The organism is Stutzerimonas kunmingensis, assembly GCF_032106285.1.
Lineage (GTDB): Bacteria > Pseudomonadota > Gammaproteobacteria > Pseudomonadales > Pseudomonadaceae > Stutzerimonas > Stutzerimonas kunmingensis_B.
Map to the genome: position 1 here is coordinate 15,754 of NZ_DAMCPO010000020.1, position 17,596 is coordinate 33,349.

Here is a 17,596-nt window from a genome sequence, read left to right on the forward strand (position 1 = left end):
GCCTCAACGATTCAGCTTCCTTCCGGCTTGAAACGAACGACGAAGCCATCGAGTTTCTGCTGGCGCTGCAACACGTCGCGAAGCCGATTCGCTTCGCTGCGCTCCACCAGCGGTCCGACGAAGACGCGATTCATACCATCCGCAGTGCGGATGTAGGCGTTGTAGCCCTGCGAACGCAAGGTCTGCTGCAGGCTTTCGGCGCTGGCGCGATTGGACAGGCTGGCGAGTTGGATCGACCAGCTGACCGGCAGGTTGTCGTTATCGAGCCGTGGCTCGACTTTCGCTGCCTGCGGCTGTTCCACCGGCGGCTGCGCAGCTGGCGCAGGCTCGCTCGGAGCGACCGGCTCGATCGGCTCCGAAGCCTGCTCACCGACGGGTGATGCCGCTTCTGCCTCGGCACCTTCCTCGATGATCTCGAAACCTTCAGGCTCCGACGCTGGCTCTGGCACTTCGACCTCCTGCATCTCGATTTCAGCCGGTGCCGGTGCAGCAGGGATGGTGGGCGCATCGACGGTGACGTGGCGCAGATCGTCCTCACGATTGAACAGCATAGGCACGAATATGACCGCCAGCGCAATCAACACCAGAGCGCCAACCATACGCTGCAGCAATCCCTTATCCAGCATCGCCATTCAACTCTCCCCCGCCCGTTGTTCCAGCCAGTCAAGCGCCGCCGCCACGCAGTAGAACGATCCGAAAACCACTACTTCATCATCGGCTTCGGCCTTCGCGCATTGAGCATCGAGCGCCTGCTCGAAGCTCGCATACTGGCTGACCGACGCGCCCCGCTCAAGCAGCGCTGCAGCCAATTGTGTAGCTGATTGCGTTCGCGGCGTAGGCAGTGGAGCGACGGCCCAATCAGCGATGCACGAGGACATCGCTTCGAGCACACCGTTGAGATCCTTATCCGCCAGCAGACCAAAAACAGCCAAGCGACGACCATCTACTGGCCGCTGCTCAAGGCGTTGCGCGAGGTAGCTTGCAGCATGAGGATTATGTCCAACGTCCAGCACCAGCGCGATCTCGCGGCCGCGCCAGCTGATCTGCCGACTATCGAGTCGCCCTACAACGCGTGTCCGCTGAAGCGCCGCGGACAACGCCGCCGGCTCCCATGGCAAGGCAAGCGTGGCATAGGCTTGCAGGGCAAGTGCAGCGTTCTCCATCGGCAATGACAGCAGCGGCAGGTCATGCAGCTCCAACGGCTCGCCGCCAGGCCCGACGCCCCGCCAATGCCAGGAGTGGGGATCAAGCGCCAGGTCGAAATCTCTTCCGCGCAGAAACAGCGGTGATTTCAGGGACTCTGCGTGCTCAAGCAATGGCCCCGGAACATCCAGATCGCCACAAAGCGCGGGGACTCCGTCGCGCATGATCCCGGCCTTTTCATACGCAACGCTGTCGCGGGTATCACCCAGCCAATCAGCATGATCGAGTCCGATATTGGTGATCACCGCCAGATCCGCGTCAATGACGTTGACGGCATCGAGACGGCCACCAAGACCGACTTCCAGTACCACGGCGTCGAGCCCGCTCTGCTCGAACAGCCAGAAGGCTGCAAGTGTGCCCATTTCGAAATAGGTCAGCGAAACCTCGCCTCGCGCCGCCTCCACCGCGGAAAAGGCCTGGCAAAGCTGGTCATCGCTGGCCTGATGCCCGTCGAACTGAACGCGCTCGTTGTAACGCAGAAGATGCGGCGAGCTGTAGCTACCGACCTTGTACCCCCGACTGCTCAACAGAGCAGCGATGAACGCGCAGGTAGAGCCTTTGCCATTCGTACCCGTGACGGTAATCACCAGCGGAGCCGGCCGTGTCAGGCCAAGCCGTCCCACCACCGCTCGGACCCTGTCCAGGCCCATGTCTATGGCAGTGGGATGCAGCTGCTCGAGATAGGCGAGCCAGTCGGCCAGACTCCGACCGGTCATGCAGTAGCCGTTACCTGGGCGGGTTCCACCGGGCTTGGCAATTTCTGCATCTGGGCCAGCAAGCGCGACAAGCGAGTACGCAGTTCGGAGCGATGAATGATCAGATCGATAGCACCATGGTCCAGCAGGAACTCGCTGCGCTGGAAGCCTTCCGGCAGTTTTTCTCGTACGGTCTGCTCAATCACTCGCGGGCCGGCGAAGCCGATCAATGCCTTGGGCTCGGCGACGATCACATCACCAAGCATCGCCAGACTCGCAGACACACCACCGTAGACCGGATCGGTCAGTACGGAGATAAACGGCAGGCCCTCTTCACGCATGCGGGCCAGCACGGCGGAAGTCTTTGCCATCTGCATCAGGGAGATCAGAGCTTCCTGCATCCGGGCACCGCCTGACGCGGAGAAGCACACCAGCGGGCAACGCTTTTCAAGAGCAACATTGGCGGCCCGCACGAAACGCTCGCCAACGATTGCTCCCATGGAGCCACCCATGAACGAGAATTCGAATGCACAAGCCACGACCGGGATGTTGACGACCTTTCCGCTCATTGCGATCAGCGCATCTTTCTCGCCGGTCTGCTTCTGTGCTGCAGAGAGGCGATCCTTGTACTTCTTGCTATCACGGAACTTCAGGCGGTCGACCGGCTCCAGCTCGGCAGCGATCTCTTCGCGGCCCTCGGCATCGAGGAAGATATCGAGCCGGCTACGGGCATCGATGCGCATGTGATGCTGGCACTTGGGGCAAACATCGAGCGTCTTTTCCAGCTCAGGGCGGTATAGAACCGCCTCGCAAGAGGGGCACTTGTGCCAAAGGCCTTCGGGGACCGAGCTCTTTTGCGTCTCCGACCGCATGATCGAAGGGATCAGTTTGTCTACCAGCCAGTTGCTCATGCTCTTGTTCTCCAAAGCTTCAGTCCCGAGCGCACTCGCGCTGCAGGCAGATTCATTGTTGCGACCACGCGTATCAGGCGCTCTTGGTCGCGTGAGCGATGCGCCTATCGGCGCAGCCGCGAAACTCCGACTCCTTCAGGCAAGGAATCACGCTACTGGTCTCACCAGCGACTCGTTACTGGACGGCAAAGGCTGCCCAGGCGTCACATAGCCGATCGAACCTGACCGACAAAGGCCATCACCTTGGAAGCATCCTTGACGCCGTTGCTCGCCTCCACCCCGCCGCTGACATCCACTGCGTACGGACGAACCTGGGCAATGGCTTGCTGAACATTCTCGGCGGTCAGCCCACCTGCCAGAATCAGCGGCTTGGCCAGCGCCGCCGGGATCAGCGACCAATCGAAGCGTTCGCCCGTCCCACCCGGCACCCCTGCCACGAAAGTATCCAGAAGGATGCCGCTGGCATTTGCATAACGCGCGACTTGAGCCTCGATATCCTCGCCGTTCCCTACCCGTAGCGCCTTGAACCACGGCCGATGAAACCCCTCGCACTGCGCCGGTGTTTCATCGCCGTGAAACTGCAGCATGTCCAGCGGAACGGCGTCGAGTATCTCGTTGATCTCGCAGCGGCTGGCGTTGACGAACAGGCCTACCGTCGTGACAAACGGTGGCAATGCCGCGACGATCTCACGCGCCTGCCGCACATCGACGGCACGCGGACTCTTGGCATAGAAAACCAGGCCGATGGCATCGGCGCCCGCCTTGGCTGCTGTCAAGGCGTCGTCGACGCGAGTGATCCCGCATATTTTGCTGCGAACGACTGACAACGGATGCTACCTGCCAAAAAAGAAACCGGATGGTAACAAAAGACCTGCCACCTGCAAGCGAATAGGCAAAACGGCTCCTGCCTAATTCATTAGCGACGAACGTCCGGCAAACCCGACAGGAAGTGCGGACCGAGATAGCGCTTCGGCAGCTCGAACTCTTCGGGATAATCGACCTCGATGAGATAGAGCCCGTACGGGTGCGCTGTCACTCCGCCCGTTCGGCGCACACGAGACTCCAGCACTTGCGCAGCCCATTCCACTGGCCGCTCACCCGCACCAATGGTCATCAGAACGCCAGCGAAGTTGCGCACCATATGATGCAGAAAGGCATTGGCCCGAACATCTATGACGATCAGCCGGCCGTGCTCCAGCAGCTCCAGGTGATGAATGGTTTTGATCGGCGACTTGGCCTGACACTGCCTGGCCCGGAAGGCACTGAAATCATGTGTTCCCACGAACGCCGTGGCAGCGGCACGCATACGCTCGATATCGAGTGGGCGATGGTTCCAGGTAACCTCTTCGGCCATGTGCGCCGGCCGTATCTGATCGTTGTAGATCACATAGCGATAACGACGAGCCATCGCGCTGAAGCGCGCATCGAAATGACGCGGCATCTCCTTCGCCCAGGTGACGCTGATGTCGGATGGCAGGTTCATGTTCGCGCCCATCACCCATGCGTGCATGGTTCGCGAGACCGGCGTGTCGAAGTGCACGACCTGCCCGCTGGCATGGACCAACGCGTCTGTGCGACCTGCACAGCTCAGCGTGACGGAGTGACCACCCGCCACTTTGGTCAACGCGGTTTCGAGTGATTCCTGAATGGATGGCACACCGGCGCGCTGACGCTGAAATCCGCGATAGCGCGATCCCTTGTATTCGACGCCAAGCGCGATCCTGGAAACGCCGACGGCAGCCATTTCGGCTGCCGTTTGGGGTACTGCTTGGGTCATGATCAGGCTAGTTTGGCGAGCATCTCTCGCGCCTCTTGCTGCTGGACATCGCTACCCTCGGAAATCACTTCATCCAGGATGTCGCGTGCACCTTCAGCGTCGCCCATGTCGATATAGGCTCTGGCGAGATCCAGCTTGGTGGTAGTTTCGTCGGTGTCGGAGAAGAAATCGAAGTCGTCCTCCCCACCGCCGTCGGCGTCAGTCGTAGCCAAGTTGTCAGCAGGAGCAGTGGCCGGCTCCTCCAGTTCCTTGGACAGATCATCCAGATCAGCCTCCACCTCGTTCAGCTTGTCGGCAAAGGTTTCCGGTTGCGCCTCAAACTCGGGCTCATCCAGCGAAATATCGAACCCTTCGGGCAAATCGTCGCTCGGATTCGCTACAGGCTCCGACAGTTCGAAATCGAGATCATCACTTTCAAACGCGGCAGGACCTTCAACCGGCTCCTCGTCGAGATTGAGCGAAAACTCTGTGGGGGCTTGCTCCGTTCCTTTGTCGCTGTCCAGATCGAACGAGAAATCGGAAAGATCGTCCTGCTCGGCCTCTTGCGCAGACTTATCTTCTGCGAGATCGAAGGAGAAATCGCTGGCTGCAGGCGAGGCCTCACGCTCGGTAACCGGCTCATCCAGCGTCAGGTCGTCGAAGTCCAAAGAGTCGTCCGCAGGTGCAGCCGGACGCTCCTCGTTCAGATCGATGTCCAGATCATCCAGGCTGAGGTCGAATGCATCGTCCAGATCCTGCCCTGCCGCCGGAGCGGCCGGCTCGTCGAGCTGAAGATCATCAAGGTCGAGGCTGTCCATGTCCATATGAGTGGCGGCGACAGCTGCCGAGCCTCCGATCGCCGCGGCCATGGCGGGATACTTGTACTTCAGCTGTTCGACTTCGGTGGTAGCGCCGCCGATTTCACGTAGCTCAGCTTCTTCACGGGCGAAGCCATCGCGATTGCCAAGCTCCGCATACACTTCCATCAGCTTCAGCCGCAGATCGCTCCGCTGAGGCTCGTCATTAAGGGCGTTTTGTAGCAGTTCTGCAGCCTGATTGAAGCGGCCGTAAGCGATGTAGATGTCCGCCTCGGCCAATGCATCACCTGTAGTGGAAGTCAGCTCATCCGACGCAGCCGGAGCGTCGGCATGGAAGGAAGTCGGTTCAAGTTGATGCTCCTGCCCCAGATCGACGTACGCGGGCGATTCCACTCGCAGATCGTCGACCGTGTCATCCGCCATCAGACTTTCCTGCAGCTCCGCCTCTTTCATCGCATTGCGGCGCGAAAGAGCCATCAGACCCAGCAGTAACAGCAACAGGGCACTACCGCCGACGACACCGAGCAGCAAGGTATTGGACAGCAGATCGTCAATCAGGCTCTTGGGCTCAGGCTCAACAACAGGTGCGACCGGTTTCGCTGGGCTGGCTGGCTTTGCAGCAGGCTTGGACGCCGCAGACTGCTCGGCCGTTGCCGGAGCTACGACTGGAGCAGGTTCCTGCCGGGTATCAACAGCAGAATCAGCCTGGGTGTCACCGTCAGCGCGGGCCGGCTCTTGCGTGCTACCTTCAGTTGCCTGGGGCTCTGTTTTTGCGGCAGCAGGCTGGCTGGCGTTGGCGTCCAGCGCCTGGCCTTCGGCACCGACCTGGGCCTGCAGCTTGGCAAGCTGGTCATCCTTGAGCTGCATAAGCCGTTGCAGCTTTTCCAGCTGCCCCTGTAGATCATTCAGACGATCCTTGAGGTCGTCGTTCTCACGACGGCTGGAGTCCAGACTCTCCTGGGTCACCGCCAGCTTGTCACGCAAGGCCTGACCGCCTTCGGCAGACCCGGTGTCGGAGCCGGCAGTTTCCTTGCCCGCATCAGCCGCCACCAGGCGGAGGCTGTCACGAGACTCGCTACGCGACGGTGCTGCTCCAGCTTCAGTACGACGGGTCGCGTCCAGTTGGCGAGCGCCTGCAACCGCGCCACCACTACCCTGTCGCCATGCCGCATTCTGCTCCGCGACCTGAGCGATCGCTTCGGCCTGAGAGCGGGTCGATATCTGCTCGGCATCCGGCAGACGAAGTACCTGTCCGCTCTTCATCCGGTTGATATTGCCGCCAATGAAAGCATCAGGATTGAGATCCTGAATAGCCAGCATCGCCTGATGAACCGTTCCATTGCGACGATTGCGCTCCGCGATCTCCCAGAGAGTGTCGCGCGCAGAGGTCTTGTACTCGCTACCGCCGCTCTGCGGCGCGCTTACCGGCTGAACTGCGGTCGAGCGCGTTGTAGACGGACGAGCTGGCGCAGAGCGTACTGGCTCTACTGTTCGGGACGGAGCGGAAATGGGCAACTGCGGTGCTGCGGCCGCTGCGGTTTCCGGTGAATAGAGTGGCGGATCGAGCAGCAGGGTGTACTCACGGAGCAGGCGCCCACTTGGCCAGAGCACCTCTACGAGAAAATTGAGATAGGGTTCGCGTACCGGCTTGCTGGACGAAACCTGAATGACGCTCTTTCCGTTCGGACGCAGCACTGGAGTGAATTTCAGGTCCGTCAGAAAGTACTGGCGATCAATACCGGCGCGATTGAATTCTTCGAGCGAGGCCAATACCGGGATCACCTCCCCGGGCGCCAGGCTGTTTGCATCCAGCAGCTCGATTTCCGCGATCAGCGGTTGATTCAATGACGACTGAAGCGTGACCTCTCCCAACCCAAGCGCGTGGGCCATTTCTGTAGTCAGCGCGGTAGCAGCCGCGATTGCCAGCACCAGATTGCGAACCCGAACCATTATTTAATCCCTTGTTTATCTTTTTCTCGAACTACGAGAGGGTCTTATGTCACTGCCCGCGCCACCTGGCGGTGGCTCCCCATCAGCGATAAGCCGTTCAGCGCATCGGCTAGAAATATTCTTTGAATTACCAGTAAGTATCTTTTACAGATAGTCTTTTATCAACAACTCACCAGACTGCACAGCGTTTAGTGCCGCGCCTTTTCGCACGTTATCAGACACAATCCACAAATTGACTTCCCGTGGATCACAGATGCCTCTGCGAAGTCTTCCAACATAGATCGCCTCCTGCCCGACTGCGTCACCAACCGCCGTCGGATAGTCGTCCGACTCCACCAGCTCAACCCCTTGCGCCGCGTCGAGAGCCGCAGACAGCGCTGGCATATCGGCCTCGACGCCACCCTGCAACGAGACGATGAGGCTCTCTCCAAAGAACACCGGAGCTTGAACGAACGTAACAGAGACGGCGAGTTCAGGCATATCCAGGAGCTGACGAAGCTCTTCAACCAGACGCCGTTCCTGCGCTCCGTATCCTTGCGCGTCGACCGCCTCGGCTTGTGCGAGCATATTGAAAGCCATCTGCCGGCCGAATATTCGGGGCTCCAAAGGTCGCGCATTGAGCAATTCGGATGTCTGCCGGGCTAGCTCCTTCACACCTGCCGAGCCACGGCTGGACACTGGCAGACAGGCTGTAACAGTCACGCGATGCAAATCCAGCTGTTGCCGGATCGGCTTCAATGCAATGGCCAGGGCGACCGCTTCAGGCAGTGGACTGGCAATGGCGCGCTGATCGGGCAACGAATCGAGCAGCCCGCCGTTAACCTCTGGCACCACGCACAGCTGTTGCTCGACGGGAATCGAGGCTGACAGATCGACGACTCGGCAGCCGGCTGCTAATGCCTTGACGCGGCACTCGCTCAGCAATGCCGAGGCACCGACCAGAAACACCAGCTGCGCCCGATTGAAGCCGAAGCGATCCGCCTCGCCAACACGCAAATTCCGCCCCTTGAACGGCACCGTGTGCCCGACACCCTCGCTGTCGTCCAACAGATGCAACTCTGAAACCGGAAACGCACGCTCCTCGAGCACCTCGACCAGTGCTTCGCCTACCAGGCTGACCGCACCTACGACCGCAACACCGACACCTGTGGGCATCGTCACCTCCACGCACTAAGGACCGGCACTGTAGCGAAATGGCAGACCACTGCAACCAGCGCCGCCGAGCGGCACATCGCATAAACGAAAACGCCGCGAACAAGTCGCGGCGTCTGGCACTTCATCGAGAGCGCATCAACGCTCCAGCAGGATACGCAGCATGCGCCGCAGCGGCTCCGCGGCGCCCCACAGCAGCTGGTCGCCCACGGTGAACGCGCCCAGGTAGTGCGAGCCCATGTTGAGCTTGCGCAGACGGCCGACCGGCACGCTTAGCGTTCCGGTGACTGCGGCCGGACTCAGTTCCTGCATGCTGGCATCACGATGATTCGGCACCAGTTTGACCCAGGGATTGTGCTGGCTGATCAGCCCTTCGATATCGGAGATCGGCACATCCTTGTTCAGCTTGATGGTCAGCGCCTGGCTGTGGCAGCGCATGGCACCCACGCGCACGCAGATGCCGTCAACCGGGATCGGACTCTTGAATCGACCAAGGATCTTGTTGGTCTCAGCCTGCGCCTTCCACTCTTCGCGGCTCTGCCCATTCGGCAACTCCTTGTCGATGTAAGGAATCAGGCTGCCGGCCAGCGGCACGCCGAAATTGTCGACCGGGAATGCTTCGCTACGCTGGGTTTCAGCCACCTTACGGTCGATATCCAGGATCGCGCTGGCGGGATTGGCCAGGTCATCGGCGACAGCGGCATTGATGGCACCCATCTGCTTGATCAGCTCGCGCATGTTCTGCGCGCCGGCACCGGACGCCGCCTGATAGGTCATGGCGCTCATCCACTCCACCAACCCAGCTTCGAACAGACCGCCGAGGCCCATCAGCGCCAGGCTGACCGTGCAGTTGCCACCGATATAGTTCTTGGTGCCGGCGTCCAGCTGCTGGTCGATCACGCGACGATTCACCGGATCGAGCACGATCACCGCATCGTCCTGCATACGCAGCGAGGACGCCGCGTCGATCCAGTAGCCCTGCCAGCCCGCTTCACGCAGCTTGGGGAAGACTTCATTGGTGTAGTCGCCGCCCTGACACGTCAGGATCACATCGAGGCCTTTCAGCTCGTCGATGCTGTAGGCGTCCTTCAGCGCAGCGGTTTCCTTGCCAATATCGGGGCCCTGGCCGCCGACATTGGAAGTGGTGAAGAACACGGGCTCGATCAGGTCGAAATCCCGCTCTTCCAGCATCCGCTGCATGAGCACGGAACCGACCATACCGCGCCAACCGATCAGACCTACACGTTTCATCGCAACTACACCTATAGAAAAAGTGGCCCGCGCAGATTAAGGCGGGCCAGAAGATTACAACTTCGCGAGGGCCGCGACTACTGCGTCGCCCATCGCCTGAGTACCGACCTTGGTACAGCCTTCCGACCAGATATCACCGGTACGCAGGCCCTGATCGAGCACATCACTCACCGCCTGCTCGATGGCATCGGCTGCCGCTACCTGATTGAAGCTGTAACGCAGCATCATCGAAACGGACAGGATGGTCGCCAACGGATTGGCGATGCCCTGGCCAGCGATATCCGGCGCTGAACCGTGGCATGGCTCGTACATGCCCTTGTTGCCCGCATCCAGCGAGGCGGACGGCAGCATGCCAATGGAACCGGTCAGCATCGATGCCTCGTCGGAGAGGATGTCGCCAAACATGTTGTCGGTGACGATCACGTCGAACTGCTTCGGTGCGCGCACCAGCTGCATCGCCGCATTGTCGACGTACATGTGGCTCAGCTCGATCTCGGGATAGTCCTTGGCCACTTCCTCGACCACAGCACGCCACAGCTGGCTGGACGCCAGCACGTTGGCCTTGTCCACCGAACAGAGCTTCTTGTTGCGCACCATCGCCATGTCGAAGCCGACCTTGGCGATGCGACGGATTTCGCTTTCACTGTACGGCAGCGTGTCGTACGCCATGCGCTCACCGTTCTCCAGCACCTTGCTTTCGCGCGGCTTGCCGAAATAGATGCCGCCGGTCAACTCGCGAACGATGAGGATATCCAGACCGGCCACGATCTCATGCTTCAGCGACGAGGCATCGGCCAGTTGCGGGTAGAGCAGTGCCGGACGCAGGTTACCGAACAGCCCCAGCTCGGAGCGAATCTTCAGCAGACCGCGCTCGGGACGAATGGCCGGATCGATCTTGTCCCACTTCGGACCTCCCACCGCGCCAAGCAGAATGGCATCGGCAGCACGTGCACGCGCAAGGGTTTCGTCGGCCAGCGGCACGCCATATTTGTCGACCGCTGCGCCACCCAACTCGTCATAGCTCAGCTCGAAGTCCAGTTGGAACTTGTCATTGGCCAGCTGCAGAACCTTGACCGCCTCGGCCATGATCTCCGGGCCGATACCATCACCGGGCAGAACCAGAATCTGTTTACTCATCACATTCCTCGATTTTCACTTGGGTGGACGCCGTTGTGTTCATCCACCGAAACCCTGCAAGTGGATGGATGACGCATCATCCACCCTGCCCTTATCTCACTTGATGGCGCCGAACAGCCATGGCTGGCTCTGCTGGTGACGGGTCTCAAACGCCTTGATCGCGTCCGCGTCTTGCAGCGTCAGGCCGATATCGTCGAGGCCGTTGAGCAGGCAGTGCTTGCGGAAGGCATCGACTTCAAAGTCGTACTGCTTGCCGTCCGGGCCTGTCACGACCTGCGCAGCGAGGTCCACGGTCAGCTGGTAGCCTTCGCTGGCTTCGGCCTGTGCGAACAGCTCATCGACTTCCTCTTCCTTCAGCACGATCGGCAGCAGGCCGTTCTTGAAGCTGTTGTTGTAGAAAATGTCGGCAAAGCTCGGCGCGATGATCGTACGGAAACCGTACTCCTCCAGGGCCCACGGCGCGTGCTCGCGGGAGGAGCCGCAGCCGAAGTTCTCACGCGCCAGCAGCACGCTGGCGCCCTGGTAGCGCGGGAAGTTCAGCACGAAGTCCTTGTTCACCGGACGCTGCGAGCAATCCTGATTCGGCTGACCGACGTCCAGGTAGCGCCACTCATCGAACAGATTAGGGCCAAAGCCGGTGCGCTTGATGGACTTGAGAAACTGCTTCGGAATGATCTGATCGGTATCGACGTTGGCACGATCCAGCGGACAGACCAGGCCGGTGTGTTGGGTAAAGGCTTTCATCCGTTATCTCCTCAGGCCTGGACCAGTTCGCGTACATCGATGAAATGGCCGGTTACCGCCGCAGCGGCCGCCATGGCCGGGCTGACCAGGTGTGTGCGGCCACCAGCGCCCTGACGCCCCTCGAAGTTGCGGTTGGAAGTCGAGGCGCAATGCTCGCCGCTGCCCAGCTTGTCCGGGTTCATCGCCAGGCACATGGAGCAGCCCGGTTCGCGCCACTCGAAGCCAGCCTCGACGAAGATCTTGTCCAACCCTTCAGCCTCGGCCTGCTGCTTCACCAGGCCGGAGCCCGGCACCACCATGGCCTGCTTGACGTTCGCCGCCACCTTGCGCCCTTTGGCGACCTCAGCCGCGGCACGCAGGTCCTCGATCCGCGAGTTGGTGCAGGAACCAATGAACACGCGATCCAGCTTGATATCGGTGATCGGCTGGTTGGCCGCCAGGCCCATGTACTTCAGCGCACGAACGATGGAATCGCGCTTGACCGGGTCGGCTTCGGCGGCGGGGTCCGGCACGCTCTGATCGACAGCCAGCACCATTTCCGGCGAAGTGCCCCAGCTGACCTGCGGCTTGATGTCCTCGGCCTTGAGCTCGACGACGGTGTCGAACACCGCGTCGACATCGGAGACCAGGCCTTTCCACAGCTCGACCGCCTTGTCCCAGTCGTCGCCCTTCGGCGCGAACGGACGCCCTTCGACGTAGGCGATGGTCTTTTCATCCACCGCCACCATGCCTACGCGGGCACCGGCTTCGATGGACATGTTGCAGATGGTCATGCGCCCTTCCATGGACAGATCGCGAATCGCGCTGCCGGCGAATTCCAGGGCATGGCCGTTACCGCCAGCGGTGCCGATCTTGCCGATCACCGCCAGCACGATGTCCTTCGCGGTGACGCCGAACGGCAACTTGCCTTCGACGCGCACCTGCATGTTCTTCATCTTCTTGGCGACCAGGCACTGGGTGGCGAGCACATGCTCGACCTCGGAGGTGCCGATGCCGTGGGCCAGCGCGCCGAAGGCGCCGTGGGTGGAGGTATGCGAATCACCGCAAACCACGGTCATGCCGGGCAGTGTCGCGCCCTGCTCCGGGCCGATGACGTGGACGATGCCCTGACGCACATCGTTCATCTTGAATTCGAGGATGCCGAAGTCATCGCAGTTCTCGTCCAGCGTCTGCACCTGGATGCGCGAGACCTCGTCGGCGATGGCTTCCAGGCCGCCCTGACGCTCGCCCTTGGTGGTCGGCACGTTGTGGTCCGGCGTGGCGATATTGGCGTCGATGCGCCATGGATTGCGATTGGCCAGACGCAGACCTTCGAACGCTTGTGGCGAAGTCACTTCATGCAGGATGTGGCGGTCGATGTAGATCAGCGACGAACCATCGTCGCGACGTTTCACCTCGTGCATTTCCCAGAGCTTGTCGTAGAGCGTCTTGCCGGCCATCGGACTTTTCCTCATCTGCTTTCTATGCGGGGCGAATAGCCCTTGCGCTTATGGGGACGATGCTAGGGACTTGCATTCAATTACTCAAATTCATATTTTTCATCCCAAGCATTCCCTACAGGAATCCGAATCATCACCGGATAGAGATCGTTCATGGACCTGGCCAACCTCAATGCCTTTATCGCCATCGCGGAAACGGGCAGCTTTTCCTTGGCCGCGGAGCGCCTGCATCTGACCCAGCCTGCAGTCAGCAAACGCATCGCCGCATTGGAATCGCAGCTGGACGTGCGCCTGTTCGACCGGCTCGGCCGCGAGATTGGCCTGACCGAGGCAGGAAGAGCCCTGCTGCCGCGGGCCTATCAGATTTTGAATGTACTGGACGACACCCGCCGCGCCTTGACCAACCTCAACGGCGACATTGGCGGCCGGCTGAGCCTGGCGACCAGCCATCACATCGGCCTGCATCGCCTGCCGCCCTTGCTACGCGCGTTCACCCGCGCTTATCCGCAGGTCAGCCTGGATATTCGTTTTCTCGATTCAGAAGTCGCCTACGACGAAGTGCTGCATGGCCGCGCCGAACTGGCGGTCATCACCCTGGCGCCGCAGACTGCCGAGCCGGTCCGGGCAATGAAGGTATGGGACGACCCGCTGGATTTCGTTGTCGCGCCCGAGCACCCGCTGGCGGGCAAGGCGGATATTCGTCTGGCCGATGTCGCCGGCCATCCTGCCGTCTTTCCCGGCGGCAACACCTTCACTCACCACATCGCCCAGCGACTGTTCGAGCGTGAGGGCCTGACGCCCAATATCACCATGAGCACCAACTATATGGAAACCATCAAGATGATGGTCTCCATCGGGATCGCCTGGAGCGTACTGCCGCGCAGCATGCTCGACGAACAGGTGGTCAGCCTGCCTCTGCCGGGCATTCAGCTGACCCGGCAACTTGGCTACATCGTGCACAGGGAACGCACCCTGTCCAATGCGGCCAGGGCTTTCATGGCGCTACTGGATGCTGAACGCGGTGACTGACCAGACGAGACAACTACAAGAAAGGGCGCCCTATGGCGCCCTTCTCTTCCTTGCAGATCAACCCTCCAGCGCGGGCCGTTGATCGGCATTGATGGGGATGCGCTTGGGCTTGGCCTCTTCCGGCACCACGCGCACCAGGTCGATGTTGAGCAGGCCACTGTTCAGCGCAGCGCCTTTCACCTCGATGTGGTCGGCTAGCCGGAACGACAACTTGAACGCCCGCTGAGCGATGCCCTGATGCAGATAGGTGACATTCTCGGCCTCGCTTTCGCGCGGCCCGCCACTGATGGTCAGCACGCTGCGCTCGACCTGCAGATCGAGGTCGGACTCCTCGAAGCCGGCGGCCGCGACCACGATTCGATACTGGTCGTCACCGTGTTTCTCGATGTTATAGGGTGGATACGAGCTGCCGGTGTCGTTGCGCAGGGCGGACTCGAACAGGTCGTTGAAACGATCGAAGCCCACGGATTGCCGGAACAGAGGGGCCATGGGAAACGAACTCATGATAAACCTCCTGAAATCAGCGAGTTGAAACATGCGGGACCCGGCTTCGGCATCCCGCTGAGCCTTAGATAGGAACCGTTCTGCAGATTTCAAGGCGTATGAAACAAGCCTGCCGACAAGAGGTAACACCATGTCCAGAGTCATGCTGATCACGGGTGCCAGTCGTGGTATCGGCGCCGCCGCTGCCCGGCTGGCGGCGCACCAGGGCTACGCACTGTGCCTCAATTATCACCAACGCGAAGACGCGGTGAAACAGGTGCTCGAACAGGTCCACGCTGCGGGCGTATCGGCAATCACGGTCAAGGCTGATGTCGCCGACGAGGGTCAGGTGGTGCAGATGTTCGAGATGATTGATCGCGAGTTCGGCCGCCTCGATGTGCTGGTCAACAACGCCGGCATGCTCGAACAGCAGATGCGCCTGGAGCAGATGGACGCCGCCCGCTGGACGCGCGTGCTCGGTGCCAATGTCATCGGCAGCTTTCTATGTGCGCGCGAGGCGATCAAGCGCATGTCCAATCAGCATGGCGGCCAGGGTGGTTCGATCATCAACCTGTCCTCGATCGCCGCGCAACTTGGCGCACCTGGGGAGTACATCGACTATGCCGCGGCCAAGGGCGCCATCGACAGCATGACGGTCGGGCTGGCCAGGGAAGTGGCCGGCGAAGGCATTCGGGTGAATGCGGTACGACCCGGCGTGATCGATACCGAGATTCACGCCAGCGGGGGCGAGCCGGATCGCATCGAGCGGGTCAAGGCAAGCGTGCCCATGGGGCGCGGCGGGAAAGCCGAGGAAGTTGCCGAAGCCATACTCTGGCTCGCCAGTGAGCACGCCAGCTATACCACCGGCGCGTTGCTGGACGTCAGCGGCGGACGCTGATCGGCCTAACCCAGCGCCGCCACCGGAATACCGACGGTATCGACGCCGAGCATCGCGTCGATCCGCGCGCAATCGTTCTCCCGGCGCAGTGCGGCGAACAGCGCCACCGCCTCGGGGTAGTTACGCGTAAGCAAGGCCAGCCACTGCTTCAGTCTGCCGGGCGCATAGCGTGGTGCGATCTTGCCCCGCGCCTGCTGCCAGAAGTCCACCAGCGTGGGTTGAAACTCTGCCCAGCTCATCTCGGCGATGCTTTGCCCCTGTTCAGCGGCGGCGATCTGCCGTGCCAGGTCTGGCCGCGAAACCAGGCCGCGGCCCAACATGATGTTCTCCGCGCCGCTGACCTCTCGACAGCGACGCCAGTCTTCCAGCGACCAGATATCGCCATTGGCGTACACCGGCACCGCGACCACTTCCTGCACGCGAGCCACCCATTCCCAATGCGCCGGCGGCTTGTAGCCTTCGACCTTCGTTCGCGCATGCACCACCAACTGACCCGCCCCGCCGTCCACCAGCGCCCGAGCGCAATCGAGTGCACCGTCCGGGCTGTCGAAACCCAGGCGCATCTTGGCGGTGACCGGGATGTGCGCCGGCACAGTTCGCCGTACCTCACAGAGGATGGCGTGCAGCAAATCAGGCTCCCTGAGCAGGATGGCCCCACCGCGCGATTTGTTTACCGTCTTGGCCGGGCAGCCGAAATTCAGATCGATAGCAGGCGCACCCAGTGAGCAGGCATAGGCAGCGTTATCAGCCAGACAGGCAGGATCGGAGCCCAATAATTGAACGCGCACAGGGGTTCCGGCGCGAGTAACGGCGCCAGCCTGCAATTCGGGTGCAAGTTTGCGAAAGCTGCTTTGCGGCAGCAGACGATCAGAGACTCGGATGAACTCGGTGACGCACCAGTCGACACCACCCATCCGAGTCAGAACGTCGCGAAGGATTTCGTCGACCAGCCCCTCCATGGGCGCCAAAGCGATCTGCATACCAAGCCAATAGATGTTGAAAGTTGGGCATTGTACGGATGCCTGACTCCTTTATGAATGTTGCGTGGCCGGTAGCGGGCTATTCTTCGATGGTCCCACCAATGGTGTCGGTTCCCGTGGTAGCACCCATGCCGCCTGTGGTTCCGGTATTGCCCGTTCCCATGGTGCCCAGGTCACTGCCCTGCTGCGCCTTGTGGTCCCGACTGTCATGGCCTTCCGACTTTTCGCTGTGCTGGTCGGAACGCTCGCTCGATTCAACCGAGCTTTCGTTTGCAGCTCCCGGACGACGAGTGTCATCGGCGTTCTCCGCCGAACCGGCGTACGCCCCCGCAGAACCCGCCAGAAGCAATACTGTTACCGCTGTGAGTGCCCGATTCATGGCTACCTCCTATCGCTGAACGACTGCGTTAATCACTACTTCTTTCCAATTTGGGACGGCGACGGTGCTCCATGTCAGTCTCATTGCCACCATGGCCGGGTTCGGCCGTGTCATCGTACCGCTCCACCGCTGGCTTCTTGGAGGATGCGTCACCTGCCTCAGACTGGCCCTGGTCATCCTCCAGATAGTCGATACCGTCGCCAATGCCCATCGAGCCATTGCCGGCGGCGCCGCGATCCGCCGCGCCCGTGTTCTGAGCCAACGGGATATCAGCGAACGGTAATTCCAGATCCTGCGCGCTGACTGTTGAAGCAAGCGCTGCAACCAGCACACCAAGCTGAATACGCATGTCCGACACCTCCGCATCATCCACTTGATACTTGGGCAGCGGCGATTCCAACGAGTGCGCCGGCGAGCGACCGATGGCATGCCGGAACCGCTTTCAGCGAGCGGGGTAACAACCACAAGGACGAATATTGGATTCAAAGAGGAAGCTCCAGATGGAACCTGCGCTGATACTCCTGATGATGATCCTGGGTTGGCTGTCGGTAGCGCTCTCCATGCTCTGGGGCATGACGAGGATCGCTCGTCGCCATCACCCGCCGCAGGCTCGCCCGGCAATCAAACAGTGTCTGCCACACCAGCCAGCAGCTCCCGGCACCCTGCCCTCATGGCACGCCTGACCGGTATTTCCATCTGATTTCAAATAAACCCGTGACAGCCGCGTTTAAAGCTGTAGAATGCGCGTCGCGGGATGGAGCAGTCTGGTAG

The 17,596-nt window shown here is 60.9% G+C and carries 17 protein-coding genes and 1 tRNA gene (1 of these 18 cut by a window edge); 3 read left to right on the forward strand and 15 right to left on the reverse strand.

The window, feature by feature from the left end:
• Positions 1-11: 11 nt before the first annotated feature.
• From RT582_RS15870 to leuC, 11 genes are all read right to left on the reverse strand, one after another.
• Entirely contained in the window at positions 12-632 is a 621-nt protein-coding gene (locus RT582_RS15870) for an SPOR domain-containing protein (RefSeq protein ID WP_312724840.1), read from the reverse strand.
• Positions 633-1,919 (reverse strand): bifunctional tetrahydrofolate synthase/dihydrofolate synthase, encoded by a 1,287-nt coding sequence (gene folC, locus RT582_RS15875; protein WP_313478430.1) that lies wholly within the window; start codon positions 1,917-1,919, stop codon positions 633-635.
• Complete coding sequence (accD, locus tag RT582_RS15880; protein ID WP_014820551.1) at positions 1,916-2,809, reverse strand: acetyl-CoA carboxylase, carboxyltransferase subunit beta; 894 nt, start codon at positions 2,807-2,809, stop codon at positions 1,916-1,918. The genes folC and accD overlap by 4 nt, the downstream gene beginning before the upstream one ends.
• A 203-nt stretch (positions 2,810-3,012) precedes the next feature.
• Complete coding sequence (locus tag RT582_RS15885; RefSeq protein WP_313478432.1) at positions 3,013-3,636, reverse strand: phosphoribosylanthranilate isomerase; 624 nt, start codon at positions 3,634-3,636, stop codon at positions 3,013-3,015.
• 89 nt (positions 3,637-3,725) lie between these two features.
• Positions 3,726-4,586, reverse strand: coding sequence for a tRNA pseudouridine(38-40) synthase TruA (gene truA, locus RT582_RS15890; protein ID WP_041014214.1), 861 nt, complete (start codon positions 4,584-4,586; stop codon positions 3,726-3,728).
• A 2-nt stretch (positions 4,587-4,588) separates the two neighbouring features.
• On the reverse strand, positions 4,589-7,333 hold the full coding sequence (locus RT582_RS15895) for a FimV/HubP family polar landmark protein (protein WP_313478435.1): 2,745 nt from the start codon (positions 7,331-7,333) through the stop codon (positions 4,589-4,591).
• A gap of 144 nt (positions 7,334-7,477) precedes the next feature.
• Positions 7,478-8,488: an aspartate-semialdehyde dehydrogenase gene (locus RT582_RS15900; RefSeq protein WP_312724835.1), complete on the reverse strand. Its 1,011-nt coding sequence runs from the start codon at positions 8,486-8,488 to the stop codon at positions 7,478-7,480.
• A gap of 135 nt (positions 8,489-8,623) precedes the next feature.
• Entirely contained in the window at positions 8,624-9,736 is a 1,113-nt protein-coding gene (asd, locus tag RT582_RS15905) for an aspartate-semialdehyde dehydrogenase (protein ID WP_003301359.1), read from the reverse strand.
• Between the two features lie 54 nt (positions 9,737-9,790).
• Entirely contained in the window at positions 9,791-10,873 is a 1,083-nt protein-coding gene (leuB, locus tag RT582_RS15910; protein WP_104097434.1) for a 3-isopropylmalate dehydrogenase, read from the reverse strand.
• A 96-nt stretch (positions 10,874-10,969) separates the two neighbouring features.
• On the reverse strand, positions 10,970-11,617 hold the full coding sequence (gene leuD, locus RT582_RS15915) for a 3-isopropylmalate dehydratase small subunit (protein WP_313478438.1): 648 nt from the start codon (positions 11,615-11,617) through the stop codon (positions 10,970-10,972).
• An 11-nt stretch (positions 11,618-11,628) separates the two neighbouring features.
• Positions 11,629-13,056 carry a 3-isopropylmalate dehydratase large subunit gene (gene leuC, locus RT582_RS15920; RefSeq protein WP_221103704.1) on the reverse strand — a complete coding sequence of 476 codons (1,428 nt, stop codon included), beginning with the start codon at positions 13,054-13,056 and terminating at the stop codon, positions 11,629-11,631.
• A 153-nt stretch (positions 13,057-13,209) separates the two neighbouring features.
• Between leuC and RT582_RS15925 the strand changes: the two genes are divergently transcribed.
• Entirely contained in the window at positions 13,210-14,085 is an 876-nt protein-coding gene (locus RT582_RS15925; RefSeq protein WP_003301352.1) for a LysR family transcriptional regulator, read from the forward strand.
• Between the two features lie 57 nt (positions 14,086-14,142).
• Here the strand turns inward: RT582_RS15925 and RT582_RS15930 are convergent, their stop codons facing one another.
• Positions 14,143-14,589, reverse strand: coding sequence for an Hsp20 family protein (locus RT582_RS15930; protein ID WP_044315760.1), 447 nt, complete (start codon positions 14,587-14,589; stop codon positions 14,143-14,145).
• Between the two features lie 130 nt (positions 14,590-14,719).
• Between RT582_RS15930 and RT582_RS15935 the strand changes: the two genes are divergently transcribed.
• A complete protein-coding gene (locus tag RT582_RS15935; protein ID WP_312724832.1) occupies positions 14,720-15,466 on the forward strand; it encodes an SDR family oxidoreductase in 747 nt (248 codons plus the stop codon).
• Between the two features lie 5 nt (positions 15,467-15,471).
• Here RT582_RS15935 and RT582_RS15940 read toward each other — a convergent pair whose 3' ends face one another.
• The 3 genes from RT582_RS15940 to RT582_RS15950 form a co-directional block, all read right to left on the reverse strand.
• A complete protein-coding gene (locus RT582_RS15940; protein ID WP_312724831.1) occupies positions 15,472-16,446 on the reverse strand; it encodes a tRNA dihydrouridine synthase in 975 nt (324 codons plus the stop codon).
• A gap of 79 nt (positions 16,447-16,525) precedes the next feature.
• Positions 16,526-16,825, reverse strand: a complete 300-nt coding sequence (locus RT582_RS15945; RefSeq protein WP_044315759.1) for a hypothetical protein — start codon at positions 16,823-16,825, stop codon at positions 16,526-16,528.
• 28 nt (positions 16,826-16,853) lie between these two features.
• Complete coding sequence (locus RT582_RS15950; RefSeq protein ID WP_313478442.1) at positions 16,854-17,174, reverse strand: hypothetical protein; 321 nt, start codon at positions 17,172-17,174, stop codon at positions 16,854-16,856.
• Positions 17,175-17,573: 399 nt separating this feature from the next.
• Between RT582_RS15950 and RT582_RS15960 the strand changes: the two genes are divergently transcribed.
• Positions 17,574-17,596, forward strand: a tRNA-Met gene (locus RT582_RS15960) (it continues 154 nt past the right edge of the window).

Bases quoted from the DNA above. Each gene is read 5' to 3' on its own strand.
- RT582_RS15900 (WP_312724835.1), bottom strand. From the start codon at position 8,488: ATGCCCACAGGTGTCGGTGTTGCGGTCGTAGGTGCGGTCAGCCTGGTA.
- RT582_RS15895 (WP_313478435.1), bottom strand. From the start codon at position 7,333: ATGGTTCGGGTTCGCAATCTGGTGCTGGCAATCGCGGCTGCTACCGCG.
- RT582_RS15930 (WP_044315760.1), bottom strand. From the start codon at position 14,589: ATGAGTTCGTTTCCCATGGCCCCTCTGTTCCGGCAATCCGTGGGCTTC.
- asd (WP_003301359.1), bottom strand. From the start codon at position 9,736: ATGAAACGTGTAGGTCTGATCGGTTGGCGCGGTATGGTCGGTTCCGTG.
- leuB (WP_104097434.1), bottom strand. From the start codon at position 10,873: ATGAGTAAACAGATTCTGGTTCTGCCCGGTGATGGTATCGGCCCGGAG.
- RT582_RS15935 (WP_312724832.1), top strand. From the start codon at position 14,720: ATGTCCAGAGTCATGCTGATCACGGGTGCCAGTCGTGGTATCGGCGCC.
- RT582_RS15950 (WP_313478442.1), bottom strand. From the start codon at position 17,174: ATGCGTATTCAGCTTGGTGTGCTGGTTGCAGCGCTTGCTTCAACAGTC.
- RT582_RS15870 (WP_312724840.1), bottom strand. From the start codon at position 632: ATGGCGATGCTGGATAAGGGATTGCTGCAGCGTATGGTTGGCGCTCTG.
- folC (WP_313478430.1), bottom strand. From the start codon at position 1,919: ATGACCGGTCGGAGTCTGGCCGACTGGCTCGCCTATCTCGAGCAGCTG.
- leuC (WP_221103704.1), bottom strand. From the start codon at position 13,056: ATGGCCGGCAAGACGCTCTACGACAAGCTCTGGGAAATGCACGAGGTG.
- leuD (WP_313478438.1), bottom strand. From the start codon at position 11,617: ATGAAAGCCTTTACCCAACACACCGGCCTGGTCTGTCCGCTGGATCGT.
- truA (WP_041014214.1), bottom strand. From the start codon at position 4,586: ATGACCCAAGCAGTACCCCAAACGGCAGCCGAAATGGCTGCCGTCGGC.
- RT582_RS15945 (WP_044315759.1), bottom strand. From the start codon at position 16,825: ATGAATCGGGCACTCACAGCGGTAACAGTATTGCTTCTGGCGGGTTCT.
- RT582_RS15940 (WP_312724831.1), bottom strand. From the start codon at position 16,446: ATGCAGATCGCTTTGGCGCCCATGGAGGGGCTGGTCGACGAAATCCTT.
- accD (WP_014820551.1), bottom strand. From the start codon at position 2,809: ATGAGCAACTGGCTGGTAGACAAACTGATCCCTTCGATCATGCGGTCG.
- RT582_RS15925 (WP_003301352.1), top strand. From the start codon at position 13,210: ATGGACCTGGCCAACCTCAATGCCTTTATCGCCATCGCGGAAACGGGC.